This window comes from Gottfriedia sp. NPDC057948 (assembly GCF_042887255.1).
In the GTDB taxonomy this organism is placed as follows: domain Bacteria; phylum Bacillota; class Bacilli; order Bacillales; family Bacillaceae_G; genus Gottfriedia.
Genome location: NZ_JBHVPN010000021.1, coordinates 1 through 24,294, shown reverse-complemented (window position 1 = coordinate 24,294; position 24,294 = coordinate 1). Strand labels below are relative to the sequence as shown.

Genomic DNA, 24,294 nt, shown 5'->3' with positions numbered 1-24,294 from the left:
TTCTAACTATTTTCATCAGAACAATGCTACTAAATTTTTATCTAGATCCGCAAAAAATAACTTGGGACCAATTTGCTATTTTAGTATAACACACAATAGCTTATTTCTGTAAAGTTTTTTATATTGTCAGACAAATCTAGCAATACTGATTTTTCCCACTAAACTAGTATTTTTAGACTTTGTCGATTGACCTGTATTAGTACAGTCTAATCAAAAAGACCTATATCTAAATAATAATAAGTTTTTGAAATATTTCAAGGGTTTTTATTATTTTTTACTTTAATATTATAAAAGTTTAATTAAACAAAAGAATGAGAATTGTCAAAATATGTCGAAAAGAAAAAGAAAGTTTTGTCCTTTTTTAATATTCAATTAATTCATATGGACGATTTTCTAAAATTTGGATATACTAAAAGTACTATATATGAAACGGAGTGATGAATATGGGAAAGTTAATTAAATTAGTTCAGAAGAAGGTAAATAGTAGAGGACAAAAAATGGAGTAAATCTTCATTCTTGTCCTTATATAATTGGAGGACAAAATGAATTTAAAACAATTAGGTTGGAACGAAGCGTTCGGAGAAAAGGATCAAAATACTGTAGTTGCAAGAGTTATATCTGAACAAAGACAAATTTATAAATTGCATGATGGAGAAAATGAACTAACTGGTGAAGTTTCTGGGAAATTTCAATTCCAAGCAAAAGTAAAAAGTGATTATCCATCCGTTGGAGATTGGGTTGTAATTGAACCGTTAAAGGGTGAAAACAAAGCAATTATTCAAAAGGTATTGCCGAGAATAAGTCAATTCTCAAGACAATCTGCAGGAGAAAAAACTGAAGAACAAATAGTAGCTGCTAATATAGATTACGTATTTTTAGTAATGGCATTAAATAATGATTTTAATATAAGACGATTAGAACGTTATTTACTTGTTGCCTATGATAGTGGAGCAAATCCAATTATTGTTTTAACAAAAAAGGATTTATGCACTGACCTACCAACCAAAATTGCAGCAGTTGAAGAGATTGCATTTGGTGTACCGATTTATTCTGTAAATAGTACAAATGGAGAAGGTATTGAAGAACTGAAACAGCTCATTTCATCCGGGAAGACTGTTTCCTTACTAGGTTCTTCAGGTGTCGGTAAATCTACATTATTAAACGCGTTAATCGGTGAAGTAATTCAAATAACACAGGACGTACGTGAAGGTGACGATCGCGGAAAACATACAACTACACACCGCGAATTATTTTTCCTACCATCTGGTGGAATGGTCATCGATACACCAGGTATGAGAGAATTACAGCTTTGGGGTGGAGAAGAACATATAAGCTCGACATTTTCAGATGTCGAAGAAATAGCTAAATCATGTAAATTCTCTGACTGTACACATGCAAACGAACCAGGATGTGCAGTCAATCGGGCAATCGAAAACGGCGAACTAGATCAACAAAGACTCACAAGCTATCGTAAATTAATGAGAGAACTAGCGTATGCAGAACGTAAACAAGACGCATCACTAGCTAGACAAGAAAGAGATAAGTGGAAAAAAATTAGTAAAATGATGAATACTAAGTCTTATAAGTAAGGGAGAAGAGTATTTATACTCTTCTTTTTCTTTTGAGATTTTAGTGCCTCATAAGGGGTTCATGAGGAAGTACAAAGGCAAGAAACCGGGATTTAGTGCCTCATAAGAGTTTCATGAGGAAGTACAAAGGCAAGAAACCGGGATTTAGTGCCTCATAAGGGGTTCATGAGGAAGTACAAAGGCAAGAAACCGGGATTTAGTGCCTCATAAGGGGTTCATGAGGATGTACAAAGGCAAGAAACCGGGATTTAGTGCCTCATAAGGTGTTCATGAGGAAGTACAAAGGCAAAAAACCGGGATTTAGTGCCTCATAAAATGTTCATGAGGAAGTACAAAGGCAAAAATCCACGATTTAGTGCCTCATAAAAGGTTCATGAGGAAGTACAAAGGCAAAAATCCGTGTTTACCTTACTCATAATGAGTCCAAGGGTACTTACATAATTCCTCAAAAAAATCTCAGTCTTAAGACCGAGATAAGACAATACTTAAGTTTGTATCAAAACGAGCAAAAAATAGATAAACTACATAGTAGAATAGTTAATAACAAAAGCTTTCGATTGCTATTAACAAGCTAGTTTAGTGAATAGAGGAGAGCTATATGAAGCGATTTAGACGATTGTCTAGCAATGAATTAACTGGATTATTATTCATAATTGCAGGCATAGGATTATTATTTGATCTATTTTTAAATCCTTTTGCAATAATCGCAGCTGGGGTAGGTATTTATTTATTACAGTATGGGGCAAAAAAACGTAAAGTTTACCCTTCTACATCTGCGAATATCGCGTTTTTCGGAGGAATCATTTTATTTATCAGTAATGTATTTCAATTGAAATCAATCTTAGGGGTATTATCCTTTATTGTGATTTATGTTGGATATTTAATATTCGTTAATTCTAAATTTAACGCAAAGGTCATTGTTCCAAACATAGTTGAAACAACGAATACAGGAGTCTTTGAAACAAACTCTCTCATTTCAAATCGTTTTTTCACAAATATCCATCTAAAAAATGATTCATTTGAATTAGATGATGTTGATTATTATTTTGGAATTGGTGATGTCATAATCGATCTTTCAGAGTCATTTATTCCTGAAGGAGAGACAGTGCTGGTATTAAATGGAATCATCGGTAATATTACATTGTATGTGCCGTATGATTTAGAAGTCTCGATCCAGCATTCTACTTTATTTGGGAAAATTAATATCCTTAAAAATAAATTGAACGGATTTAACAAGAATTGTAAGTTCACTTCTAATGATTATAAAGAAGCTTCAAGAAAGTTGAAAATTGTCACTTCTTTAGCGATCGGAAATATTGAGGTGACAAATAAATGAAAATTGACAAAGGTATCTTTTTATCAATCTGTCTTGCTGCATTTACATCAAGTATTTTAATCTGTGGCGTTGTTTATTATTTCATTGATCATACTTTTCTTGATAAATTGCTTTTGTATAAAATTGGAAATTTTTCTTTATTATTAATATTATTTGTAGCAATCATAATCATATCAATTGTTTATAGTACAGCTGTTTTGAGCACGATTCGTCATAATGAAAAAGCATTATTAGAAGGTATAGAAAAGGCAGAAAATGGAATTTATCATAAAGAATCGGAGCATTCAATTCGGTCAATTGATAACGAAATCGAATTAAAACTTCAAAAAATATCTAAACAAATTGAAGATTCAAGGAAGACTGTTCAAAAATTAGTAGATGAAAAGAAATTAATTGAATCTCAGACAATTGAAGATGTCGTAACAAAAGAGCGACATAGACTAGCGAGGGAATTACATGACTCAGTTAGCCAACAATTATTTGCGATTTCGATGATGATTTCTGCGATCAATGAACTGGGTGAAACTACATTTAAAGAACAATTACAATATATTGAAAAAATGGCCATTAATGCTCAATCAGAAATGCGTGCACTTTTATTACATTTAAGACCAGTTCAGTTAGAAGGTAAAAGCTTAAAAGAAGGCGTAGAAAAGCTTCTAACTGAATTAACAAATCGTCAAGCTATTCAATTAAAATGGAAAATCGATGATATTTCACTCTCAAAAGGTGTAGAGGATCATTTATTTAGGATTATTCAAGAAGCATTATCGAATACTTTAAGGCATGCAAATGCAAAAACTTTTGAAATACGAATTAGAAAAATTGAAGATTTTGTATTAGTTCGAATGATTGATGATGGAATTGGGTTTGATACCGAGAACCGAAAAACTGGTTCGTATGGATTGCAATCAATTAGTGAACGTTCTTCTGAAATTGGTGGAACGGCAAAAATAGTAAGTATACCAAAAAGAGGGACCCAGATTGAAGTAAAAGTTCCAGTAATTGAATAGAGGTGGGAAATTTGATCAAAGTCGTGTTAGTTGATGATCATGAGATGGTAAGAATGGGTGTTTCTACATATTTAAGTACTCAATCTGATATTGAAGTGGTTGGTCAAGCAAGTAATGGAAAAGAAGGCGTAGAACTTGTATTAGAAAAACGTCCTGATATTGTATTAATGGACTTAATTATGGAAGTTATGGATGGAATTGAAGCGACGAAACAAATAATTTCAAAATGGCCAGAAGCAAAAATCATCATTGTTACAAGTTTTATTGATGATGAAAATGTTTATCCTGCCATTGATGCTGGTGCAATTAGTTATATGTTAAAAACATCTAGAGCTAGTGATATCGCAAATGCAATACGAACGACACATAAAGGTGGCTCAGTTTTAGAACCAGTTGTTACTGGGAAAATGATGAATAGAATGAGAAAATCTACCCAACGGGAATTACATGATGATTTAACGGCTAGAGAACAAGAAGTACTTCATTTAATGACTGAAGGTAAGTCAAATCAAGAAATCGCCGATACTTTGTTTGTTTCATTAAAAACGGTAAAAACGCATGTAAGTAATATTTTAACGAAATTAGAAGTGGTCGATCGAACTCAGGCCGTAATTTATGCTTTTAGACATGGAATTGTTGAACAAAAATAGATTTTTTTAAATAAGAAGTCAAAAATGGCTTCTTTTTTTTCTATTTTTAAAAGAAGATTTGATGCAATATTTTAGATAAATAAATAATTAATGGTAAGATAGTAATATTCGTTTTATTTATTTTGGAAGGAGCAGTTAATTGAAAATAAAATTGAATCATAAAATCATAAAAGAACGCTGCGGTACAGTCTCCTTCAAAAGGGGAGACTCTTTTTATCGCGCAAATAAAGTACAAATCGAAAAAGTTAATGAAGATACTTGTACAGCAACAGTTATAGGAAATGAAGATTTTACCGTTCATGTTATAAAAGAAGAAAATGGTGATTTTTATAGTAAGTGCACATGTCCTAAACTAGCTTCAATTAAAACAGAATGTCAACATATAGCTGCAGTTTTAATTTCGATTTTTGAACGTCAGAAAAATGAGGGAAATCCTTTAGAAATTGATGTTTTTATGGAAAACTCCGATAGATCGAATGGTATTTTAGAACTTTTTCATGATAAAACGTTTCGTAAAAGCGGACAATTAAATCATTTTGACGATCGGCAAATAATTGATTTTGAGTTTATTTGCGAAGTCGTTGAAATGAGTGAAGGCTATAAAATCCTTGGAATTGCTATGACATTTAGAAAAAAGAAAGTAGAAAACCTACGAAATTTTTTAAAGGATATTAAAGAAGGGAAACCAAGTAAAATTTCGGATGATATTATTTTTGACCCTAATTTACATTGTGTACAAAATGAAGTTAATCGAATTTGGGAACTTTTAATAAAGCTGTTAGATGATGAAAAAATGTTTAATGATCATTTGACTAAGAAAAATGAATACATGTTCATTTCTCCGACAATTTGGAGCCAATTCATTAATTTATTAACTGTTACAGAAAACGTAAAAATAATTGAAAATGGAATACCATTTTATGGAATTTCATTTACCGAAGATAAATTACCTTTGGAATTTGAAATTGAGTATTTAAGTAATCAATACTTTTTAACTGCAAATGGAATTGAGCAATTAACAATAATGGAAGCTTATTCAACAGTCTTATATCGTGGAAGAATATATAATCTTAAAGTTGAGGAATTTAATCGACTTGTTGAGTTAAAACAAATATTTAAAAATACAGCACATGAAAAAATAAATATTCCAACAGACCAAATCCATCTTTATGTTGAGAAAGTCATTCCAGGTCTTATAAAGCTTGGTAAAGTACAAATTCCTGTTGCATTAAACCAATATTCAGAAACCCCGTTAAGAGCAAAGCTATATTTAGATCGTATTAAAAATAAATTACTTGCAGGGCTTGAATTTCATTATGATCGCATCGTGATAAATCCTCTAGATAAAAGAGAAATTCAACTGAGTAAAACGTTAATTAGAGATGAAGAAAAAGAATTAGAAATATTACAATTAATGGAAGATAGTTCATTTTCAAAAACTGAAGGTGGCTATTTCTTACAAAATGAAGAACTTGAATACGATTTTTTAAGAAATATAGTACCTAAACTAGAAAAACTAACTGAAATTTATGCAACGACCGCTGTTCGGAATCGAATTTTTAAAGAAAATAAGAAACCTCAAATACGAGTCAATTTAAAAAGAGAACGAACGAATTGGTTGGAATTTAAATTTGAATTAGACATTCCTGAGAAACAAATCAAAGAAGTTTTATTAGCACTAAAAGAGAAACGGAAATATTATCGGTTACATGATGGAACTTTGTATTCGCTTGAAACGAGAGAATTACAAGAGATAAGGCGATTTTTAAATGCAGTACCTGAGCAAGAGTTTGATTATGAAAGTGTTTTAAACATACCGATAAAAAATGGTCTATATTTATTAGATTCTGCAGAAGAAACTAGTTTGTTTAAAATTGAAGATCGATTGAATCAGTTTTATGAGAGTTTAATAAATCCAAATGAAATAGTAGAAGAAGTACCTATAACAATGAAAAATCTGTTAAGAGATTATCAAATTTTTGGATACAAGTGGATGAAGAACTTAGCAAAGTTCGGATTTGGAGGAATTTTAGCGGATGATATGGGATTAGGTAAAACAATTCAAAGCCTTGCTTATATACAATCCGTTTTAAACGAAATCCGTTCATTTAATGCACCAATTCTAATTGTTTGTCCTACTGCATTAACGTATAACTGGTTAAGCGAAGTATTCAAATTTACACCTGAAATTCAAGCGCTTGTCATTGATGGAAATAAAAATGAGAGATTGAAAATACAAAAGGAACTAGTCAATATCGACGTATTAATTACCTCTTATTCGATGTTAAGAAACGATATAAAGTGGTACGAAAAGCAAAAGTTTCATACAGTATTTTTTGATGAGGCACAAAATTTTAAGAATCCTTTTACTCAAACAGCTAAAGTCGTAAAAAAGCTAAATGCTGATCAACGGATTGCCTTAACAGGTACGCCAATTGAAAATTCACTTGAAGAACTTTGGGCAATTTATCATGTAGTTTTTCCTGAATTATTTGGAGGGTTAAAGGAATTTAGCAATTTGACTAAAAAAACAATCTCTAAAAGAGTTCGTCCTTTCTTATTAAGAAGATTAAAAGAGGATGTACTTAAGGAGCTTCCAGAGAAAATCGAATCGAAGGAATCCGTCGAATTGTTACCAGAGCAAAAAAAATTATATGCAGCATATTTAGCAAAATTACGACACGACACACTAAAGCACTTAGCAGTGGATAAATTTACATTAGGCAAAAATCATCTCAAAATTTTAGCTGGTTTAACCCGTTTAAGACAAATTTGTTGCCATCCAGCTTTGTTTATAGATGGTTATGAAGGTAGTTCAGCTAAGTTTGAACAGCTATTTCAACTAATTGAGGCATCAAAAATTGCCGGTAGAAGAGTTTTGATATTCTCTCAATTTACGAAAATGTTAGATTTAATCGGTAGAGAACTATCAGTCATGGGAGAACAATTTTTTTATCTAGATGGACAAACTCCTTCAGAAGAACGTCTATCGATATGCAATCGATTTAACGCTGGTGAACATAACTTCTTTCTAATTTCATTAAAGGCAGGAGGAGTGGGGCTCAATTTAACTGGAGCTGATACAGTTATTCTTTATGATAATTGGTGGAATCCTGCGGTTGAAAACCAGGCAACAGATCGAGCGTATCGTTTTGGTCAAATAAATGATGTTCAAGTGATCAAGCTAGTCGCTAAAGGTACGATTGAAGATAAAATGAATGAACTACAAGAGAAGAAAAAACAATTAATAGGAGAAATTATTGAAACGAATGGAAAACCTTCATTTAATTTAACAGAAGAAGACATTCGCGAATTATTAATGTTCTAAAATATTTGCCGCTCACCTGAGTGGCTTTTCCCTTTCCCTCAAAAAAGCCCTTGGCTTAGTTTTATTTCATTCTTAAATGTTTGTAAGCGAGTATATTAATAATGAAGCTAATAATTTAATAATTTTATAGATTGAAATGAAATTAATTTTATGAGAGGGAGAGTTAGCATGAGCAATAATCGAAAATTTGTTAATGTCTCAGCAGGAGTTCCAGGGCCCAAGGGAAAAGAGTTCATTGAAATACGTAATGAGTTTGTTCCAAATGGAGTTGGAAATAATACACCTGTTTTTGTAGAAAAAGCAAACGGTACACTCGTTGAGGATGTTGATGGAAATAAATTTTTAGATTTTGCTGGAGCGATTGGTACGTTAAATGTAGGACATACTCCAAAGAATGTTGTACAAGCGATTAAAAATCAATCAGAGCGATTAATTCACTCTTGCTTTCATGTAGGAATGTATAAGTCTTATATTGATTTAGCTAAAAAATTAACTGAAATAACGCCTGGGGATTTTTCTAAAAAAACAATTCTATTAAATAGCGGTGCTGAAGCAGTTGAAAATGCTGTTAAAATTGCAAGGAAGTACACTGGTCGTTCAGGCATTATTTCGTTTACACGAGGATTTCATGGGCGGACTTTATTAGGAATGTCTTTAACAAGTAAAGTAAAACCATATAAATATAAAATGGGACCATTTGCTCCAGCTACATATAAAGCTAAATTCCCTTATTTATCAAATAGACCAAAAGAGTTATCTGAAGAAGAATATATTAATTTTTGTATCTCTCAATTTAAGGATTTTCTTTTAACAGATGTATCACCGGAAGAAGTGGCTGCGGTTATTATGGAGCCCGTCCAAGGTGAAGGAGGATTTATTGTTCCTCCAAAGAAATTTGTAAAGGAAGTATATTCTATTTGTAAGTCACATGGAATTTTGTTCATAGCGGATGAAATTCAAACAGGATTTGGGCGAACAGGTGAATTATTTGCATCAACCATTTTTGAAATTGAACCTGATTTAATCACAATGTCAAAATCAATCGCAGCTGGTGTACCAATTAGTGCGGTGACAGGGCGTACTGAAATAATGGATGCGGCATCACCCGGTGAATTAGGTGGAACTTATGGCGGAAGTCCATTAGGTTGTGTAGCAGCGCTCGAAGTGATTGAAAAAATTGAAAGTGAAAAATTATGGATTCGAGCTAGATCGATTGGGGAAAAAATCAAATCATTTTTTGGGCAATTGAAAAATGATTTTCCAATAATTTATGATATTAGGGGACTAGGAGCAATGGTAGGTATCGAATTTATAGATCCTACTTCTGGTCAACCAGCAAAAGAGTTTGTAGCAGCGTTAACAAAAAAATGTTGTGAAAATGGAGTCATTATTCTTAGCGCAGGTGTTCATAGTAATATACTACGTTTCTTAACGCCTTTAATTATTTCTGACGAGGAATTAGATGAAGGACTGGATATTATCAAACAATCAATATATCAAGTTGCTAGTCAGCTTGTAACTGAGGTGAAATAGAATGAAAAAGCAATTTTATATAGATGGAAGTTGGGTTGAAGGGGTTAAACATGAAAATCTTGTTGCCCCTCATTCTGGTGAGGTGTTAGCCGAAATTCCAATCGCAACGATCGAGAATTTAGAAGAAGCGATCAGAGCGGCTAATAACGCGAAAACTCAAATAGAAAAACTCAGCTCGTATGAAAGAAGTGTCATTTTAGAGCAATTAGTTGAACAATTTAAAGAAAATCGTTCAAAACTTGCTGAAATTTTAGCATTAGAGGCATCCAAACCTCTAAAGGCTGCTTTAGGTGAAATTGATCGAACGATTGCAACTTATAAAATAGCCGCTGAAGAAGCAAAAAGAATATATGGAGAAACAATCCCTCTTGATGCAGTAGCAGGTGGTGAAGGTCGAGTCACTTATACAGTCAGAGAGCCAGTTGGTGTAATTGGTGCGATTACACCGTTTAATTTCCCGTTTAATTTAGTCGCACATAAAGTTGGTCCAGCAATTGCTGCAGGAAATACAATTGTTTTAAAACCAGCTAGTCAGACTCCACTTTCTGCCATTGCATTAGCTGAAATGATTGATAAAACGGATTTACCTAAGGGTGCGTTTAACCTGATTACCGGAAAGGGCTCGGAAATCGGTGATGCTTTAGTAAAACATCCTGACGTGAACGCAATTACATTTACCGGCAGTCCTGAAGTCGGCATCTCATTAAAAAACAAAGCAGGATTAAAAAAAGTAACGTTAGAACTAGGGGCAAACTCAGCATTGATCATCGATGAAGATGTCCAGTTAACTGATGAATTAATCAATCGCTGTGTATGGGGAGCCTTTATTTATAACGGCCAAGTTTGTATTTCTTTACAAAGAATTTTTGTACATCATACACTTTATAATGAATTCCTATTGAAGATGAAAAATGCTACTAAAATGTTAAATATAGGTTCGCCATTAGACCTTCAAACAGATATTAGTGCATTAATTTCTAAAAAAGATGTTGCTAGAATAGATGAATGGGTAAAACAATCTATTAAAGATGGAGCTGATCTAGTAACTGGTGGGGACATAATAGATGAACGACTTTATAAACCAACTATTTTAACAAATGTAAAGAACAGTAGTGATGTATCCTGTAAGGAAATTTTTGGTCCAGTAGTAGTGATCAATTCATATGAACAGTTTGATGAAGCAATAAATGAAGTAAACAATAGTCGATTTGGATTACAAGCTGGTGTTTATACAAACAACTTACAAAGAGCATTATATGCTACTAAAAAATTACATGTAGGTGGCGTGCTAGTAAACGATGTTCCTACATTTAGAGTTGATTTAATGCCTTATGGTGGCGTAAAAGAAAGTGGTTATGGAAGAGAAGGCATAAAATATGCAATACAAGAGATGACTGAATTGAAACTAGTCTCTATTAAACTTTCAGACTGTTGACAAGCACTTGCAATCAGTCTGATAATCATTGGTATTGAAATTTGCCTTACAATGCAAGGACTGATCATGTATTAATTTGATCAGTCCTTTTTTTATTCTAAAACTTCAGAATTATATGTTATATTTGGAATGATACGAAGTGAATTGATAATGATTTAAGTGAATTGTAAAAGCTTCGAAGGGGGATTAAGTATGGAAATTCGAAAATTAACAATTGAAGATTTACCTGAGTTTATTGGATTAAGAAGTGAAGGATTAACATTATCACCAGAAGCATTCGGGGAAAGTTTAACTGAGTATGAGAGAAAATCAATCGAACAGCACACAAATAATTTCCCTAAGACTTTCGATAATTTTATTATTGGTGCTTTCGACAAAGGCGTACTTGTTGGTGTTGCTGGCTTCTACCAAAAAAGATCTGAAAAAATGAAACATAAAGGAACGATTTGGGGAATGTATGTTACACCAGATTACCGTGGTAAAGGTGTCGGGAAAAAAGTTTTAAGTCAAGCAATCCAAGATGCTATAGAAATTGAAGAAATTTTACAAATTGAATTGGCAGTCATTTCATCAAATCAATCTGCAAAAAGACTTTATGAATCTGTAGGCTTTGAAAGCTTTGGAACAGAAAAAAGAGCATTATTTGTTAACGGTGAATTTTACGATGAAGAGCATATGGTTAAGATTATTAAATAAGAAGAAAGAGATGATCAAATGAATGCTTTGATCGTCTTTTTTTATTTTTAAAGCTTTTTTATAGTAGATTGTTGATTTCTTATTTTAACTGAATGCTAGTTAGATAAAGAAGGAATAATTTTACAATTTCGGTTGTGTTTAATGAAGAAATGCATTAAAAGGCGAAAAATATCTAATCAAATTTTAATAAAAAATGGTAAAATATAGTAAATAGCAAAAGGCATTTAAATTACATACTAACTAAAAAGGTAGGTGGAATCTATGGAAAGAACGCACCAATCAGAAACGACTGAAAGCAAAGTTTACGTGGATGATCAGAAAATATTTTCACCAATAGAGGATCTACAAAAAATGGAAGGTGTTATTCCTTTAAAAAGAAAAAGCTTCGAATTAGGGAAAAAGCCAAAGCTAATAAGATATTTAGGATATTTCTTTATTACATTTATCGTTTTAACCATGTTATTTGGATTAGTTGCAAGCTTCTTAGACTAATAGAATATTTAATTTGGAAAGAACGATAAAACAAACCAGGGAGAAAAAATATGAAGAATCTAATCGTTGGAGGAATTGGAGTTTTAGCAAGTATTTTATTATTTGGAGTAACACTTATTTCGGCATCAATCTATTCTTTGTACCTATCTCAACCAGCTGGAGGTGGATGGGACTCAAATTTAGGAGTTTTCGGAACAGCGTTGTTTAATATTGGAACAATTCCATTGTTATTAAGTTTAGTATTCTTTATCATTGGTGCTCGTTATGTATATAAGGGAATCAAGGAGTAACCTATTAAAGGGAGGACTCATTTGGAAAACTTAATGTTATTTACCCCAATTATTGTATGGCTTCTAATCTTTGCTGCTATAGCCTTTGGAATTATCATTTTTGCAAAAAAAATATTAAGAAAAAAAGATAATTAGGGAGTAAAGATCACAAAAAAGATGGAGGACTTCTTATACAGATCACAATTAATGTGGTCTTTTTTTGTGTGAAAGAATGACGGGTTAATCTTTATGCAACTAATTGGCAGGTTAGCTTAATAAGGAGATATGAAAAGAAATTCAAAAATCAACACAAAAAATTTGAGATAGTAAAATACACCCAAAATTCAAATGTAAGCGTTATACTTAAAGGTTAGGTATATGTATTTTATTGGATATTTAGTATCTTAATTAATATAGGTTTTATAAAAACAGGAAATGGGGAAAGACACTGACATGAAGAAGATACTCGTTTATCCAATTTTAGCTGTGATGTTAAGTTCTGTATTAGGAGCTTGTACATCACAAAATGCACAAACTCCCAAACTAAAAGAAGAACAGGCAACTGAAAAGAATGCAGGAACAGAAGTAACTAAAATAAATACTTCCCATTGGTCCTATGAAGGAGAAACAAGCCCCGAGCACTGGGGGGAATTAGATCCTGCTAACTCAGCCTGTGTAAATGGTAGTGAACAATCGCCAATTAACATTGAATTTTCGCAAGTTGAGAATGAACAAGCTGCAGAAGACCTTCAAATTAATTATGAACCGACGTTATATTCACTCATGAACAATGGTCATACTGTACAGGCAAATGCTGCGGGAGGTAGTAACAGCATACTCATTGAGGGGAAGGAGTACAAGCTTGCACAATTTCATTTCCATACCCCAAGTGAGCATCAATTCAACGGCAAAAACTATGTAATGGAGCTTCACCTTGTACATAAAGATTCAAATGGAAAGATTGCTGTCCTTGGAGTGATGATTCAGGAAGGTGAAGAAAATAAAAATCTGGCAGCGGTCTGGGATATTCTACCGAAAGAAGAAACAGATAAAGATATTCCCTTGAATGAGTCAGTTGATTTAAAGGCTTTGCTTCCTGAAGATCAAACTGCATTTCATTATGAGGGTTCATTAACGACCCCTCCTTGTACAGAAGAGGTAAAATGGACCATTTTTGAAATGCCGATTGAAATGTCAAAAGAACAAATTGAAGCATTTCGAAAGATTTTCCCCGATGATCATCGTCCAGTTCAATCTCTAAATAATCGTAAAGTCATAAAAAGCTAAAATATCCACGTTAATAGATTGTTATATCCAACGGGAGCGTTGATCAAAGAGAGATTAACACTCTATTTGTTGAACTTACTTATTGAACAAACGTGCAGTTTAGTTCAAGAAATAATTGCATTTATACAATAGTACATATGTTAAAATGTGGTAAAGGGGGTTGTTTTATGAAGGAAGAAAACAAACCATTTAATAATGTAATAGACCACTTTAACAAGATAGAAGGAAATGCTTCAAATGTTGTTAGCAAGGATGTTGTAAAAAAGTTGCCTAAATCATTAAAATAGTTTGGGTATTTTATGGCTAGCTTCTTATCAATATCCATCTTGTTAATGATAATTTTAAATTTATTACACTAAACTGATCTTGATATTTAAATCTGGCTGCCACCCTTTGGCAGCTTTTTCTAATTAAGCTCCCTCAGTTAGATACGATTATCTCTCGAATACTCACTTATTTAGCTTTTTCTTCTTCAACTACCATGAAAAAACCTTACGGTAACAGGTAAAAAAGTGCATAACTAAAGAAGACGTCTTTATTTTATTTTTAAAAAGCGTCCAACAGTAAAAAAATATATTAGTGATTGATGGATTAAGAGACTTCTTCGATCGATACAGAATACCCTAATTTTTCAAGTCTTCGAACTGAATAACGCACCATTGATACTTCTTTTTGTTTGTCATAATAATCTTCTCCTAAGTCTCTGTACATTTCTTTCCTAGTCAGAAGATAATAGGCGATTCTTAACATGGCATGTGCAACTACTATTCCTGCTCTTTTCCTACCTTTTCGTGCTGCTGTGCTTCGTTACATTGCTCCAAGGTAGTTTTTGGATGCACCCACAGAATGTGCGGCTTCAGTTAAGGCTGCTTTTAAATACTTGTTGCCTTTTTTTGATTTAGTTGATTTCCTTTTACCAGCGCTTTCATTATGTCCAGGAACTAATGCTGCCCAGGAACATAATCGGGGTGCACTCCCAAATTGGTTCTCTATATCTGTTCCAATTTCGGCTAGTATCTGTTCAGCCATACGTGTAGCGATACCTGGAATTGAGTCCAGTCGTTCTATGTCTTCTTGATAAGAGCTTACTCTTTGGGTTACTTCTAAATCGAGTTTTTCAATTTGTTCAGTTAGAAAATCAATGTGAGTTAATATTGTTTTCAGCATCATACGTTGATGAGGATTAACATAACCTCGTAGAGCGAGCTCAAGTTCATCCTTTTTGCGTTTTAATGAGCGACGAGCCATACTTGCTAGTTTCGTAGGATCTTCTTCTCCATCTGCAATAGCGTAAAGCATTTCTTTAGATGAAACACCCATAATATCTGAAACAACAGAGCCCAGTTTAATATTCGCACCTTCCAGTACTTTTTGAATTCTATTAAGATGTCGAGATTGTTCTTCAATTATACTTCTACGATATCGAACTAGTTCTCTTAATTCGCGTTGTTGTCGATTGGGAATGAAGCTGGCGGTTAGTAACCCATGACGGAGAAGTTGGGCGATCCATTCTGCATCTTTTACGTCAGTTTTTCGTCCAGGAACTGCTTTCATATGTTGTGCGTTGACGACAAAAACCTATAAATCTTCAGCTTCAATTAAATTAACAATGGGTTTCCAATACACACCTGTACTTTCCATTGCGACATGGGTACACCCATGTGATTTTATCCAATCCATCAATTTTATTAAACTACCACGAATTACTAACTCAGTTAAAGTTACATCTAATCCATTCAAATCGACGGAAACAATCCTGCAGCAAATATCGTTAAATGGGCAAATCAACTTGATTCTATTGATCCGGGGATACAGCATATTGACCTGTGCTAGATACTTGATCAAGTAAAATATGAAAAACCTTATAAATATGGAAATATAAAAAAAGGAACGTATTTCGAATTAAGAAATACGTTCCTTTTTCATAAACTCTAGGAATGCATTGTTAATCCATCAACTTTACGGCGGCTTTGAAATCGTATAGCTGTTTAAGTAATCAAAGGAAATATGATTTTTCAAAACGGATTGAAATAATATTATTGACAAACTATGTGTGTAATTTTATCATTTTTATTGTTAACCATTTTTAGATAATTGGTTAACAATAAAAATAAAAATCAAAAATTGATTCTTTATGCTTTACGAAAGCTCTTTTAGAAATTGTTCTAAAGTTTGCTCATGATGCAAATAACAAAAAAAAATTTATAAAAAAGAACCCCGCATTAAATTTTATAAGATTATTAAACGAATACCAAGGTTTGGAGAGTAACGTGTATGATTGATGAAAACTTATTTAGTGTTAGAATGAGAGCTTCCAAGAATGGGGCACATGAAAATGGTGGCAAACATATATCTGGCGGCGAACTAATTTCAACTTACGACAATTTAAAAAATGCAGTAACTGTCCTATTAGAGAAAGCTTTAACACATTCAAGAGGCAACCCGGACTTTTTTCAGATTCAGTTTGAATTAATTGATGAACCTATCACAAAGTTGAGACCATTACATGTTAAGACAAATGAAGTGGGCTCCGTAGAAGAAGGTCAAATAATCGCTCAGAGTCTTTTAGAACAAGCAGGGGTTCCAAAAGAGATCATTAAAAAAGCATACCAACAAATATCTGAATATATGAATCTTAGAGGGGCAATCTTGTTTGATATCCGAACTGGAAAACGAATTGATGATTTGAACGAAAAAGGTGTTCGGGTTTCAAGAATGGACTGGGTAACCATGGATTTTGAAAAGTGGGCTGACTTCTACACAATACCTCGAAGTCAAAGAGTGAAAGAGGCGCTAGTTCTTGCAACAAAGGTGAATAGGCATCACTCAACTATCGCAGAATTATGCTGGTCAGATGATCCTGAATACATAACAGGTTATGTTGCAAGTAAAAAGCTGGGCTATCAGAGAATTACGAAGTTAAAAAAATATGGTGATGAACGCGGATGCCGAATCTTCTTTGTGGATGGTTCAAGCCAACTACAATCTTACATAGACTACTTAGAAAAAAAGCCAATCATCGTTCAATGGGAAGGAGAAAATGCAACACGAGTTTATTAAAAAAATAAAAAGCATACTTGGTTACCGTTCACACAAATGAAAGATTATGACGAAAATCCTTTCAGATTGATGTCATTGTCTTTATGCCTCCACACATTGTAGAAAGGAAAAATTAAAAGAAATGGTTACAATTATGAAAAAAGCAATTATTGAGGTCACAAATGAGGTGACAAATGTTGGAGCTTGATGAATGGCTAAACCAACGAATACGTAAGACAAAAGAGTCTGGTTTATATCGGAAATTACGAACTATGAATTCGGCTCCACTTTCTAATATGTTGATTGATGGTCAAAGGCAAATTGTATTTTCATCTAATAACTATTTAGGCCTGTCGAATAATCCCCGCTTAGTTAATGCCCTAGAAACGACCCTTCATGATTTTGGAGTAGGGAGTAGTGGATCAAGATTAACGACAGGCAATACTGATTGGCATCAAAGGCTTGAGGAAAAACTTGCCTCTTTTAAGCAAACGGAAAAGGCTCTCCTTTTTTCAAGTGGGTATTTGGCGAACGTTGGTGTGTTATCATCTATACCAGTAAAAGGGGATATTATTTTAAGTGATCAATTAAACCATGCAAGTATTATTGATGGATGCCGTCTTTCAAATGCAACTACTATTGTTTATAACCATATCGATATGAGTGATCTTGAGGAAAAATTGAAAGGAATTTCTTCCTGTCAGCGACGTTTTATCATAACAGATGGTGTTTTTAGTATGGATGGAACAATTGCCCCTCTTGATCAGATCATTCCACTTGCAAAAAAATATCATGCCTACGTCATTGTTGATGATGCGCACGCAACTGGTGTTTTAGGGGAGAATGGTAGAGGAACGAGTGAATATTTCGGAATCCACCCAGATGTGGTCATCGGAACTTTAAGTAAAGCTATTGGGACCGAAGGCGGATTCGTAGCTGGTTCACCCGTTTTAATTGATTTTCTCATAAACCATGCAAGAACCTTTATTTTTCAAACCGCTTTACCGCCGGCAGTCTGTGCAGCTTCTTATGCCGCATTGGAAATAATTGAGGAAAGTTACTCAAGACGCCAGAAGTTATTTTCCAATGTGAAAAAAATAAAAGCTAGATTAATAGAAATGGGATATATCGTGAAGGGAGATTTGACTCCGATTATTCCAGTAATTATAGGTGATGCCAAAGAGGCGCTATTTTTTGCGGAAAAGCTACTGGAAAATGGAATTTTCGCTCCTGCGATTCGTCCGCCAACTGTACCAATTGGGGAAAGCCGTATCAGGCTAACTGTCACCTCCGAACATTCCACGGAAGAAATAAATTATCTGTTGGATTGTTTCTACAGAATAGGAAAAGAGGTAAAGATGATAAAATGAACGGTTTATTTGTAACAGGAACTGATGTGATACAAGCTTTCTAAAACAATTATCACAAACTTCCTTATCTTATGAAGAGATTACTCCCTTCGAATATAAAGAGCCTCATGCTCCGTATGAAGCAGGGAAGCTGGAAGGAAGAATCATAAGGATGAATAAGGTGTACTAGGCAACTGGGAAAAGATTAGAAAAAAACACGATTTTTTCATCATTGAAGGGGCTGGCGGAATTTCAGTCACTCTTGTTGAAGGTTTCATATGATCTTGCTGAAAAAACAAACCCAGAATAAATGAAGAGTTATGTTGTGTACCGATTAGGTATATCCCCAAAACTAAAAGAAATCAAAAAGAAACACATAATAAAGTAGTAAAAGAACATATAGACCTAACATTACTTTTTAGTTATTTAACAACTGCTGGGCAAGAAGAAAATGAGGATAACAAAATGTTACATGACTTAGGATTTATAGTGGAATAAAGTAGAAGAAATGAAAGCCATTTTAGCCTTAGAAAATTAAAAAAGTTTCATAGATTACCCAAATATGCAGCATTCAAAATTGATAATAATTCTTTTTAGGGAGGCTAACAATGAAAACGGAATATCAGGCATTTTCTTTTATTACTAATGAGTTTTTTCAAAACCCTTATCCATTTTATGAGAATCTTCGATCCATGAATTCCATCTATCAGGGAAATCTTTTAAAGTATCCTGGCTGGTATGTGACTGGATATGAAGAAGCAATAACCATTCTCAAAGATTCTCGATTTAAAAATCGCATCCCGTTGCCAGAGACCTCAAAAAAATATGAGCTGTTAAAAAACATTCAAAATGACATGATGCTTTTTAAGAATCAATCAGACCATAAGCGGCTGCGTTTCCTAGTTAGTAACGTATTTACACCTAGGATGGTGGAACATCTTCGTCCTTATATTGAAGATACGGTATACGATTTATTGCAACAGTTTCAAAATCAGAAAACATTGGATATAGTTTCCGATTTAGCATTTCCTTTAGCAAGTCTCATTATTGCGAGAATAATAGGGATACCTCAACAGGATATATATCAATTTAAAAAGTGGGCGGCAGGCTTAATTCAAAGTATTGATTTTACCCGTTCAGGAAAGACTCTAGAAAGCGGGAATGCTATTACAATAGACTTAAGAGATTATTTTAAGGAATTGATTAAAAAACGAAAACATAGCCCTGAAGATGATCTTATCAGCAGGTTAATAATGGAAGAGCAGCAAGGGGACAGTTTATCAGAAGAGGAATTATTAGCAACCTGCATTTTACTTGTTATTGCCGGCCACGAGACAACAGTTAATCTTATAAGTAATTCGGTTTTAACTTTATTAAAACATCCGAATCAAATGATAGAGCTCAAGGAAAACCCATTTTTAATTGAGCAAGCTGTTGAAGAGTGTTTGCGTTATGAGAGTCCAACACAGATGATCGCTCGGGTAGCTACTGAAGATATTGAAATTAATAATGCATCTATAAAAAAAGGTGATCAGATTTATGTCCTAATAGGAGCGGCCAATCGAGATCCGCATAAATTTCATGATCCTTATCTATTCGACATTGCCAGGAGTTCTAATCAACATCTAGCATTTGGATATGGTATTCATTTTTGTTTAGGTTCCTCCCTGGCACGTTTAGAAGCACAAATTGCGATTAAAACACTCCTTAATTGGAAAGAAGTTCATCTGTTAGCTTCTACTGAGTTGACGTGGCGAAGACTTATTGGGTTTAGGTCCTTAAAAGAACTCCGAATAATATTTGACTGAGCAAAAACTTATATAATTGGTTTAGTGACCTCAAAAGGTATTTTAAACAAACAAGCAATGATCTATATTAATAAATTGTAAAATATAGTCTGTCTTCTGAAGAAGGGGTACTAATTTATGGAACCAAAGATATTATCGAGAGAAATGAAAGATGGGAAACAAAGGAAGGAATATAGCTATTGGTGATAATGGTGACGGACAAGTTTTTCTTATGCATCAAGGAGACAATGAAAAAGAGTTTTTAGTAGTATATGCTGAAGATATGACTCCTGCAATTCTACTTTAGTAACTTCAAATTTAACTCTGAGGTTAAAAACGGTTTCATAATTTTAAACAGATGAAACACAAGAAGAACGCAGTTGGGCGGATAGATGCAAAATAGTATTAATTAACACTCCAGTTGGTGGATTAAAGGATTTATTTAAAATTAAAGATGTTTCAGGACTGAATATTACAGCAAGTGAATTACTAAAGGGATCAAAGAATCTACCTTATATTTAGTAGAGGATTTTTCATATGGAATAGCACTGAAATTAGTTGGAGATTTAAAAGAAATAAAAATAGAACTTAGAGCTAAATGAGCCATCTTTATTAAATTTTGAAGATAAACATACTTTAAATAACTATCTATTTCTTGTAGAACTAACGCATGCGATAGTTACATAAAGTTATAGCATTTAAAAGCTAATTAGAATCTCTAATTAGCTTTTTCATATATACTAAAAGAAGAGATTGAGAACGAGGAGAGCTTAAGTGAAACTGTACACTTTTCAAAAACCAGCTTGGTGGAAAGGCTGTCGTCAACGTGGCAATTATATAGCCGATTCTTCATTCATATTCGATGAGTTGATGAGAACGCCGTACATTTGGATGCTAGAACAGTACAAGAAACGCATCCGTGAAACGAGTGCATCAGCACTGATATGGGTTTGGGAAGAAATTCCTGAAGTTTGTCGTGATGGTTCATTGGACTGGGACATTGAAGAAGGTTATAAAGAAAATTATTTATTTGTCTTCGAGCATAGCGATAAGGACGTGTTGTAGAGTTGTTTTGCTTGGTATATACCACTGATGGATGCCAAAATAACAACTGAAGAAGAAGAACCAAATGAAGAATTTCTCCCTGAAAGATATGGGTGGGAAAAAGTATTCGATTTTGATTGGCTAATTAAACATGAGTATAGTGATGGGGCAACGAAGCAAGGGGTTATTGACAGCTTTACTGAAGATGAACTTCTTGCGGTTTATCGCTATAATGATACATCACATTCCTGGGAGCTACTTCATGGCAAAGCCGTGAAACTTAATTGGGCTTAACAGGTTAAGAACCCAATACAACTAACGCAGTGCGATTCTTCAATAGAAGATCGCTTTCTCTTATTCAACAAAATGGCAGATTAGTTCAATAAAGAATTTGCAAATTTATAGTTAAAAATGGAAAAATATGTTAATGTTAGTAGTATCATCTTAGGAAAATCTTCTTAGTGAATATAATAAATTGAGTAACTAAAGGAGAATAAAAATGAAAAAAATTCTTGTGTTTTCAGTAAGTTTTATCCTATTATTTGTTGCTTTAAATGTATTCTCAGGTATGCTTTTAACGGTATTTTATCAGCCTGATATAGCTAATCAATGGAGTAATATTTCAAAATTGCCAAATGAGGTTGTTTTTGTGGAAAGTTCTTCTGTATCTCCATTCATTATTACAATGTTATCAGTTATTATCGCATTTGTTATACAAAATCGTTTTGCTAAAGCTAATTAAAATATAATTGAATTAACCAACTAATGCTTTAGTTGGACAGATAGAGTTGCTTCGGCAACTTATTTTTTTGAAGTAAATGGTAACATAGTTGAATAAGATTATAGTATTGATAATGTGAATCATTCCATCTATTTATAGGGGGGAAGTTTATGGAAGATGGGTCATTGGGAGATGGGTTTGTTTTAATATCGTTTATTATGTTATGTGCTGTTGTTTTTTTTACTTGGGCGATATTAAGTATCAATAACAAACTTAGACTCATAATTAAAATTCAATTAAAACAAAAAGACACTAATTTTAATGATAAAAATATAGAAGAAGAATTAGAAAAGTACAGAGATAAATAATTTTATACAACTAACTGATGCGTGTGCGGCCGAGCCTAGGTCGTATCATATAGCGGGTGGGATTCCCGTCGAGAAAGAACTAGCCATTCACTCGTAGCGAGTCTTGGAGGATTAAAGGTAACTTTAATCTTTAAGCGTAGACAGTTAGGTGGAGCAGCCGTCAAGGCTGAGAATCTTATGGAGTGAAAGTCTCCTGTCATCAATTGACCGATTCGGATGACTAGCATATCCAATGCGTAGGGAGGTAACGAACTACGTTCTGCTTGGAAGTAAAAGTCTCGGCGGCCTATTCTACACAGAGAGAATAAGGTCGGAACAGTCTGTGTGGCGAGCAAACCTAGAGGCCAGAAGGAATTAACGAATACTGCAGTCCCGAAATCTACGCCCCTCTATGAAACTGTTTTGAGGGATGATTTGCTTAGCGTCGACCTTTATCTAACGGGGGAAGACCGATGCCTTACGGGAAGAAACGGCCAAAAGCACCGTAAGGGCAGCCGGGGCAAGGGTTCTAGCATCTAGGGAAAGATTCTCAGAGATAACGACGGGAAGGTCCTACTTCAAATTGGAAAGGTACTAACCAATAGAGACCTATCATATAAGAGGCTAAAAGAAAATGGTAGGATGATTTAGGACTGGCGCATGAGGTCGTAGTAGCGAAGGACCTCTGGGCACTTGGGTAGTCAGAACATACAAAGACACAGAGCTTATTATTTGTTCATTGACTAGCATACAAGTAAACCAATAATTGATGGGGGAATATGTGTACCAACATTTAATCCTGCGGTTATTAGGGAAGGCGAGTATGGATAATAACCAAGGTCAGAACCGGACTCGGGAAATCCGACCGTCCGGGATCGTAGGGGGGCTACAAGAAACGTGAATCAATAATCATTGATTGCGCGCGCTTGTTTTCTACCCGACTGCGGGCCGAAAGCCAGATGGTTGAAGGGATTGAGCTTCGAAATGTTAGTAAAACGAGAGGGCTGATGCCTTACGCATAGCAGAAAGCAACATTTTACCTTTCGTTAAGCCAAGAAGGGTAAAGCCTCTCCGGAGTCAGAGTCCTTGGCACGTAACACATTGATATGATACAGCAACTCGGGAGACCCTACCGGTCTTTTCATTTAATAGAAGAGTATGGTGTACAAGTGATAACAAGTAAGGTAACCAAATGCCGATGTAGGGAGTCGGATAGCAGCGTAGTACCTATGAAGTTGGGTAATGCCGATGGAGGAAAGGCTGTTACCAAAGTATCACTCTTAATAGGGACACATTTACTACACACATAGGTAGAATAAATGGAAACAAAACTACTAAGGATAGCAGAATAAAGTCTGATAAAAATTAGCTGGGTTCTGTGAATGATAAGTTGGAGGAGCAGTGTGCGTTAATAGCGCAAGCACGGTTCTGGGAGGGGGTGGAGTTCGATTTACCGTAAGGTAAAAAGACTCCTTTCTACTCGACTAGTTGTGGTTCTTGAATAAAAGGATTAAAATTTCTCTTTGTCGAAATGATTAGAGAGGTGATGAAATGAAAATAGAAGTCAAATATAGGTTGTTTAATTGGAACGGTCGTAATTACATAGCAGAAAACTTTAATAGAAGCTCTATAATAGAAGTTGCTCATACAGAAAATGAAGCTGAATTGGATAAACTTATTAAATCTGAGTTGTCAATTGAAATTAACAAACCAATAAATGAGATTAAGGTCTTAAAATTTAGAAGGCTTTTATAAAAAGAAGGAAATATGAGATTAACCTAACATGGATTGAATGCAGAATTAATTGAAAAAGGGTTACCTAAAAAAGCTACATTGCAGATACAGTGGAAAGATAAAAAAGAAACAATTATTTTAAAAAGACAGAACTAACCTTATGCAACTAACGCATGCTTTAGTTGAACAAGATCACGAGTCGCAATTGCGGCTTTTTTTACTTATAATCAGGGAATAATAGTAGTGAGGTGATGTGACAAAAGAAACTGTGTATTTACAGGAATGTCGAAAGATCAGTAGGTATTCTATGGCAGAACATTGAACAAAAAAGAAGGTCTACAACAAAGTAAAATGTACCCTATACAATAGACACTTAAAAAAAGTCTACTCTATAGGGTACTTTTGTTTATAATTAGAAAAAACGGGATCGGGGAAATATTAGATGAGCGATAAAATATTTACAGATAAAGAAATTAATCTACTTTCCAAAAACCAATACGTAAAGTCAGTTAGTACGAAAGGAATCACTTACACAGATGAGTTCAAGCGGATTTTTATTTCGGAAAATAAGAAAGGAAAATTACCGAGACAAATATTTGAAGAGTGTGGATTTGATATTGAAGTGATTGGAATGAACCGAGTTAA

The 24,294-nt window shown here is 33.9% G+C and carries 21 protein-coding genes and 3 pseudogenes; 23 read left to right on the top strand and 1 reads right to left on the bottom strand.

All coding sequences use genetic code 11. The features are described from left to right. Nucleotides 1-542 precede the first annotated feature (542 nt). The 11 genes from rsgA (at nt 543) to ACFVRR_RS21370 (ending at nt 13,628) form a co-directional block, all read left to right on the top strand. Nucleotides 543-1,589 (top strand): ribosome small subunit-dependent GTPase A, encoded by a 1,047-nt coding sequence (rsgA, locus tag ACFVRR_RS21420; RefSeq protein WP_387332483.1) that lies wholly within the window; start codon nt 543-545, stop codon nt 1,587-1,589. Between the two features lie 598 nt (nt 1,590-2,187). Then, nucleotides 2,188-2,925, top strand: a complete 738-nt coding sequence (liaF, locus tag ACFVRR_RS21415; RefSeq protein WP_387332481.1) for a cell wall-active antibiotics response protein LiaF — start codon at nt 2,188-2,190, stop codon at nt 2,923-2,925. Then, the gene (locus ACFVRR_RS21410) at nt 2,922-3,938 is read left to right on the top strand and encodes a sensor histidine kinase (protein WP_387332479.1); all 1,017 of its coding nucleotides are present in this window, start codon (nt 2,922-2,924) and stop codon (nt 3,936-3,938) included. Before liaF ends, ACFVRR_RS21410 begins: the two co-directional genes overlap by 4 nt. 11 nt (nt 3,939-3,949) lie before the next feature. Continuing rightward, entirely contained in the window at nt 3,950-4,588 is a 639-nt protein-coding gene (locus ACFVRR_RS21405; RefSeq protein WP_056476946.1) for a response regulator transcription factor, read from the top strand. A gap of 139 nt (nt 4,589-4,727) precedes the next feature. Continuing rightward, on the top strand, nt 4,728-7,916 hold the full coding sequence (locus ACFVRR_RS21400; protein WP_387332477.1) for a DEAD/DEAH box helicase: 3,189 nt from the start codon (nt 4,728-4,730) through the stop codon (nt 7,914-7,916). Nucleotides 7,917-8,084: 168 nt separating this feature from the next. Next, a complete protein-coding gene (gene gabT, locus ACFVRR_RS21395) occupies nt 8,085-9,449 on the top strand; it encodes a 4-aminobutyrate--2-oxoglutarate transaminase (protein ID WP_387332475.1) in 1,365 nt (454 codons plus the stop codon). A 1-nt stretch (nt 9,450) separates the two neighbouring features. Beyond that, the gene (locus tag ACFVRR_RS21390) at nt 9,451-10,884 is read left to right on the top strand and encodes an aldehyde dehydrogenase family protein (protein ID WP_387332473.1); all 1,434 of its coding nucleotides are present in this window, start codon (nt 9,451-9,453) and stop codon (nt 10,882-10,884) included. Nucleotides 10,885-11,076: 192 nt separating this feature from the next. After that, nucleotides 11,077-11,580 carry a GNAT family N-acetyltransferase gene (locus ACFVRR_RS21385; RefSeq protein WP_387332471.1) on the top strand — a complete coding sequence of 168 codons (504 nt, stop codon included), beginning with the start codon at nt 11,077-11,079 and terminating at the stop codon, nt 11,578-11,580. 261 nt (nt 11,581-11,841) lie between these two features. Further along, nucleotides 11,842-12,072: a hypothetical protein gene (locus ACFVRR_RS21380; RefSeq protein WP_387332469.1), complete on the top strand. Its 231-nt coding sequence runs from the start codon at nt 11,842-11,844 to the stop codon at nt 12,070-12,072. 50 nt (nt 12,073-12,122) lie between these two features. Then, complete coding sequence (locus ACFVRR_RS21375; RefSeq protein WP_387332467.1) at nt 12,123-12,362, top strand: phosphatase; 240 nt, start codon at nt 12,123-12,125, stop codon at nt 12,360-12,362. A gap of 432 nt (nt 12,363-12,794) precedes the next feature. Continuing rightward, nucleotides 12,795-13,628 carry a carbonic anhydrase gene (locus tag ACFVRR_RS21370; RefSeq protein WP_387332465.1) on the top strand — a complete coding sequence of 278 codons (834 nt, stop codon included), beginning with the start codon at nt 12,795-12,797 and terminating at the stop codon, nt 13,626-13,628. A gap of 807 nt (nt 13,629-14,435) precedes the next feature. On the opposite strand, the pseudogene ACFVRR_RS21365 reads toward ACFVRR_RS21370, so the two are convergent. Further along, nucleotides 14,436-15,194, bottom strand: a pseudogene (locus ACFVRR_RS21365) (IS110 family RNA-guided transposase); the annotation flags it as partial. Nucleotides 15,195-15,902: 708 nt separating this feature from the next. Here ACFVRR_RS21365 and bioW point away from each other — a divergent pair. The 12 genes and pseudogenes from bioW to ACFVRR_RS21305 all read left to right on the top strand — a co-directional run. Then, nucleotides 15,903-16,688 carry a 6-carboxyhexanoate--CoA ligase gene (bioW, locus tag ACFVRR_RS21360; RefSeq protein ID WP_387332463.1) on the top strand — a complete coding sequence of 262 codons (786 nt, stop codon included), beginning with the start codon at nt 15,903-15,905 and terminating at the stop codon, nt 16,686-16,688. A 176-nt stretch (nt 16,689-16,864) separates the two neighbouring features. Further along, on the top strand, nt 16,865-18,037 hold the full coding sequence (bioF, locus tag ACFVRR_RS21355) for an 8-amino-7-oxononanoate synthase (protein ID WP_387332553.1): 1,173 nt from the start codon (nt 16,865-16,867) through the stop codon (nt 18,035-18,037). Nucleotides 18,038-18,065: 28 nt separating this feature from the next. Then, nucleotides 18,066-18,295 (top strand): annotated as a pseudogene (locus tag ACFVRR_RS21350) (AAA family ATPase); the annotation flags it as partial. A 144-nt stretch (nt 18,296-18,439) separates the two neighbouring features. Further along, nucleotides 18,440-18,554 (top strand): annotated as a pseudogene (locus ACFVRR_RS21345) (biotin synthase BioB); the annotation flags it as partial. A gap of 70 nt (nt 18,555-18,624) precedes the next feature. Beyond that, nucleotides 18,625-19,824, top strand: a complete 1,200-nt coding sequence (locus ACFVRR_RS21340; protein WP_387332461.1) for a cytochrome P450 — start codon at nt 18,625-18,627, stop codon at nt 19,822-19,824. A 151-nt stretch (nt 19,825-19,975) separates the two neighbouring features. Then, nucleotides 19,976-20,110, top strand: a complete 135-nt coding sequence (locus tag ACFVRR_RS21335; protein ID WP_387332459.1) for a hypothetical protein — start codon at nt 19,976-19,978, stop codon at nt 20,108-20,110. 467 nt (nt 20,111-20,577) lie between these two features. Then, the gene (locus ACFVRR_RS21330; protein ID WP_387332457.1) at nt 20,578-20,868 is read left to right on the top strand and encodes a DUF3841 domain-containing protein; all 291 of its coding nucleotides are present in this window, start codon (nt 20,578-20,580) and stop codon (nt 20,866-20,868) included. 27 nt (nt 20,869-20,895) lie between these two features. After that, entirely contained in the window at nt 20,896-21,141 is a 246-nt protein-coding gene (locus tag ACFVRR_RS21325; protein ID WP_387332455.1) for a hypothetical protein, read from the top strand. Between the two features lie 205 nt (nt 21,142-21,346). Beyond that, nucleotides 21,347-21,589 (top strand): hypothetical protein, encoded by a 243-nt coding sequence (locus ACFVRR_RS21320; RefSeq protein ID WP_387332453.1) that lies wholly within the window; start codon nt 21,347-21,349, stop codon nt 21,587-21,589. A 149-nt stretch (nt 21,590-21,738) separates the two neighbouring features. Then, nucleotides 21,739-21,936 carry a hypothetical protein gene (locus tag ACFVRR_RS21315; RefSeq protein ID WP_387332451.1) on the top strand — a complete coding sequence of 66 codons (198 nt, stop codon included), beginning with the start codon at nt 21,739-21,741 and terminating at the stop codon, nt 21,934-21,936. A 1,530-nt stretch (nt 21,937-23,466) separates the two neighbouring features. After that, on the top strand, nt 23,467-23,670 hold the full coding sequence (locus ACFVRR_RS21310; protein ID WP_387332449.1) for a hypothetical protein: 204 nt from the start codon (nt 23,467-23,469) through the stop codon (nt 23,668-23,670). A gap of 421 nt (nt 23,671-24,091) precedes the next feature. Then, nucleotides 24,092-24,294 (top strand): HTH domain-containing protein (locus ACFVRR_RS21305; RefSeq protein WP_387332447.1); only part of this gene is annotated, 203 nt, incomplete at its 3' end.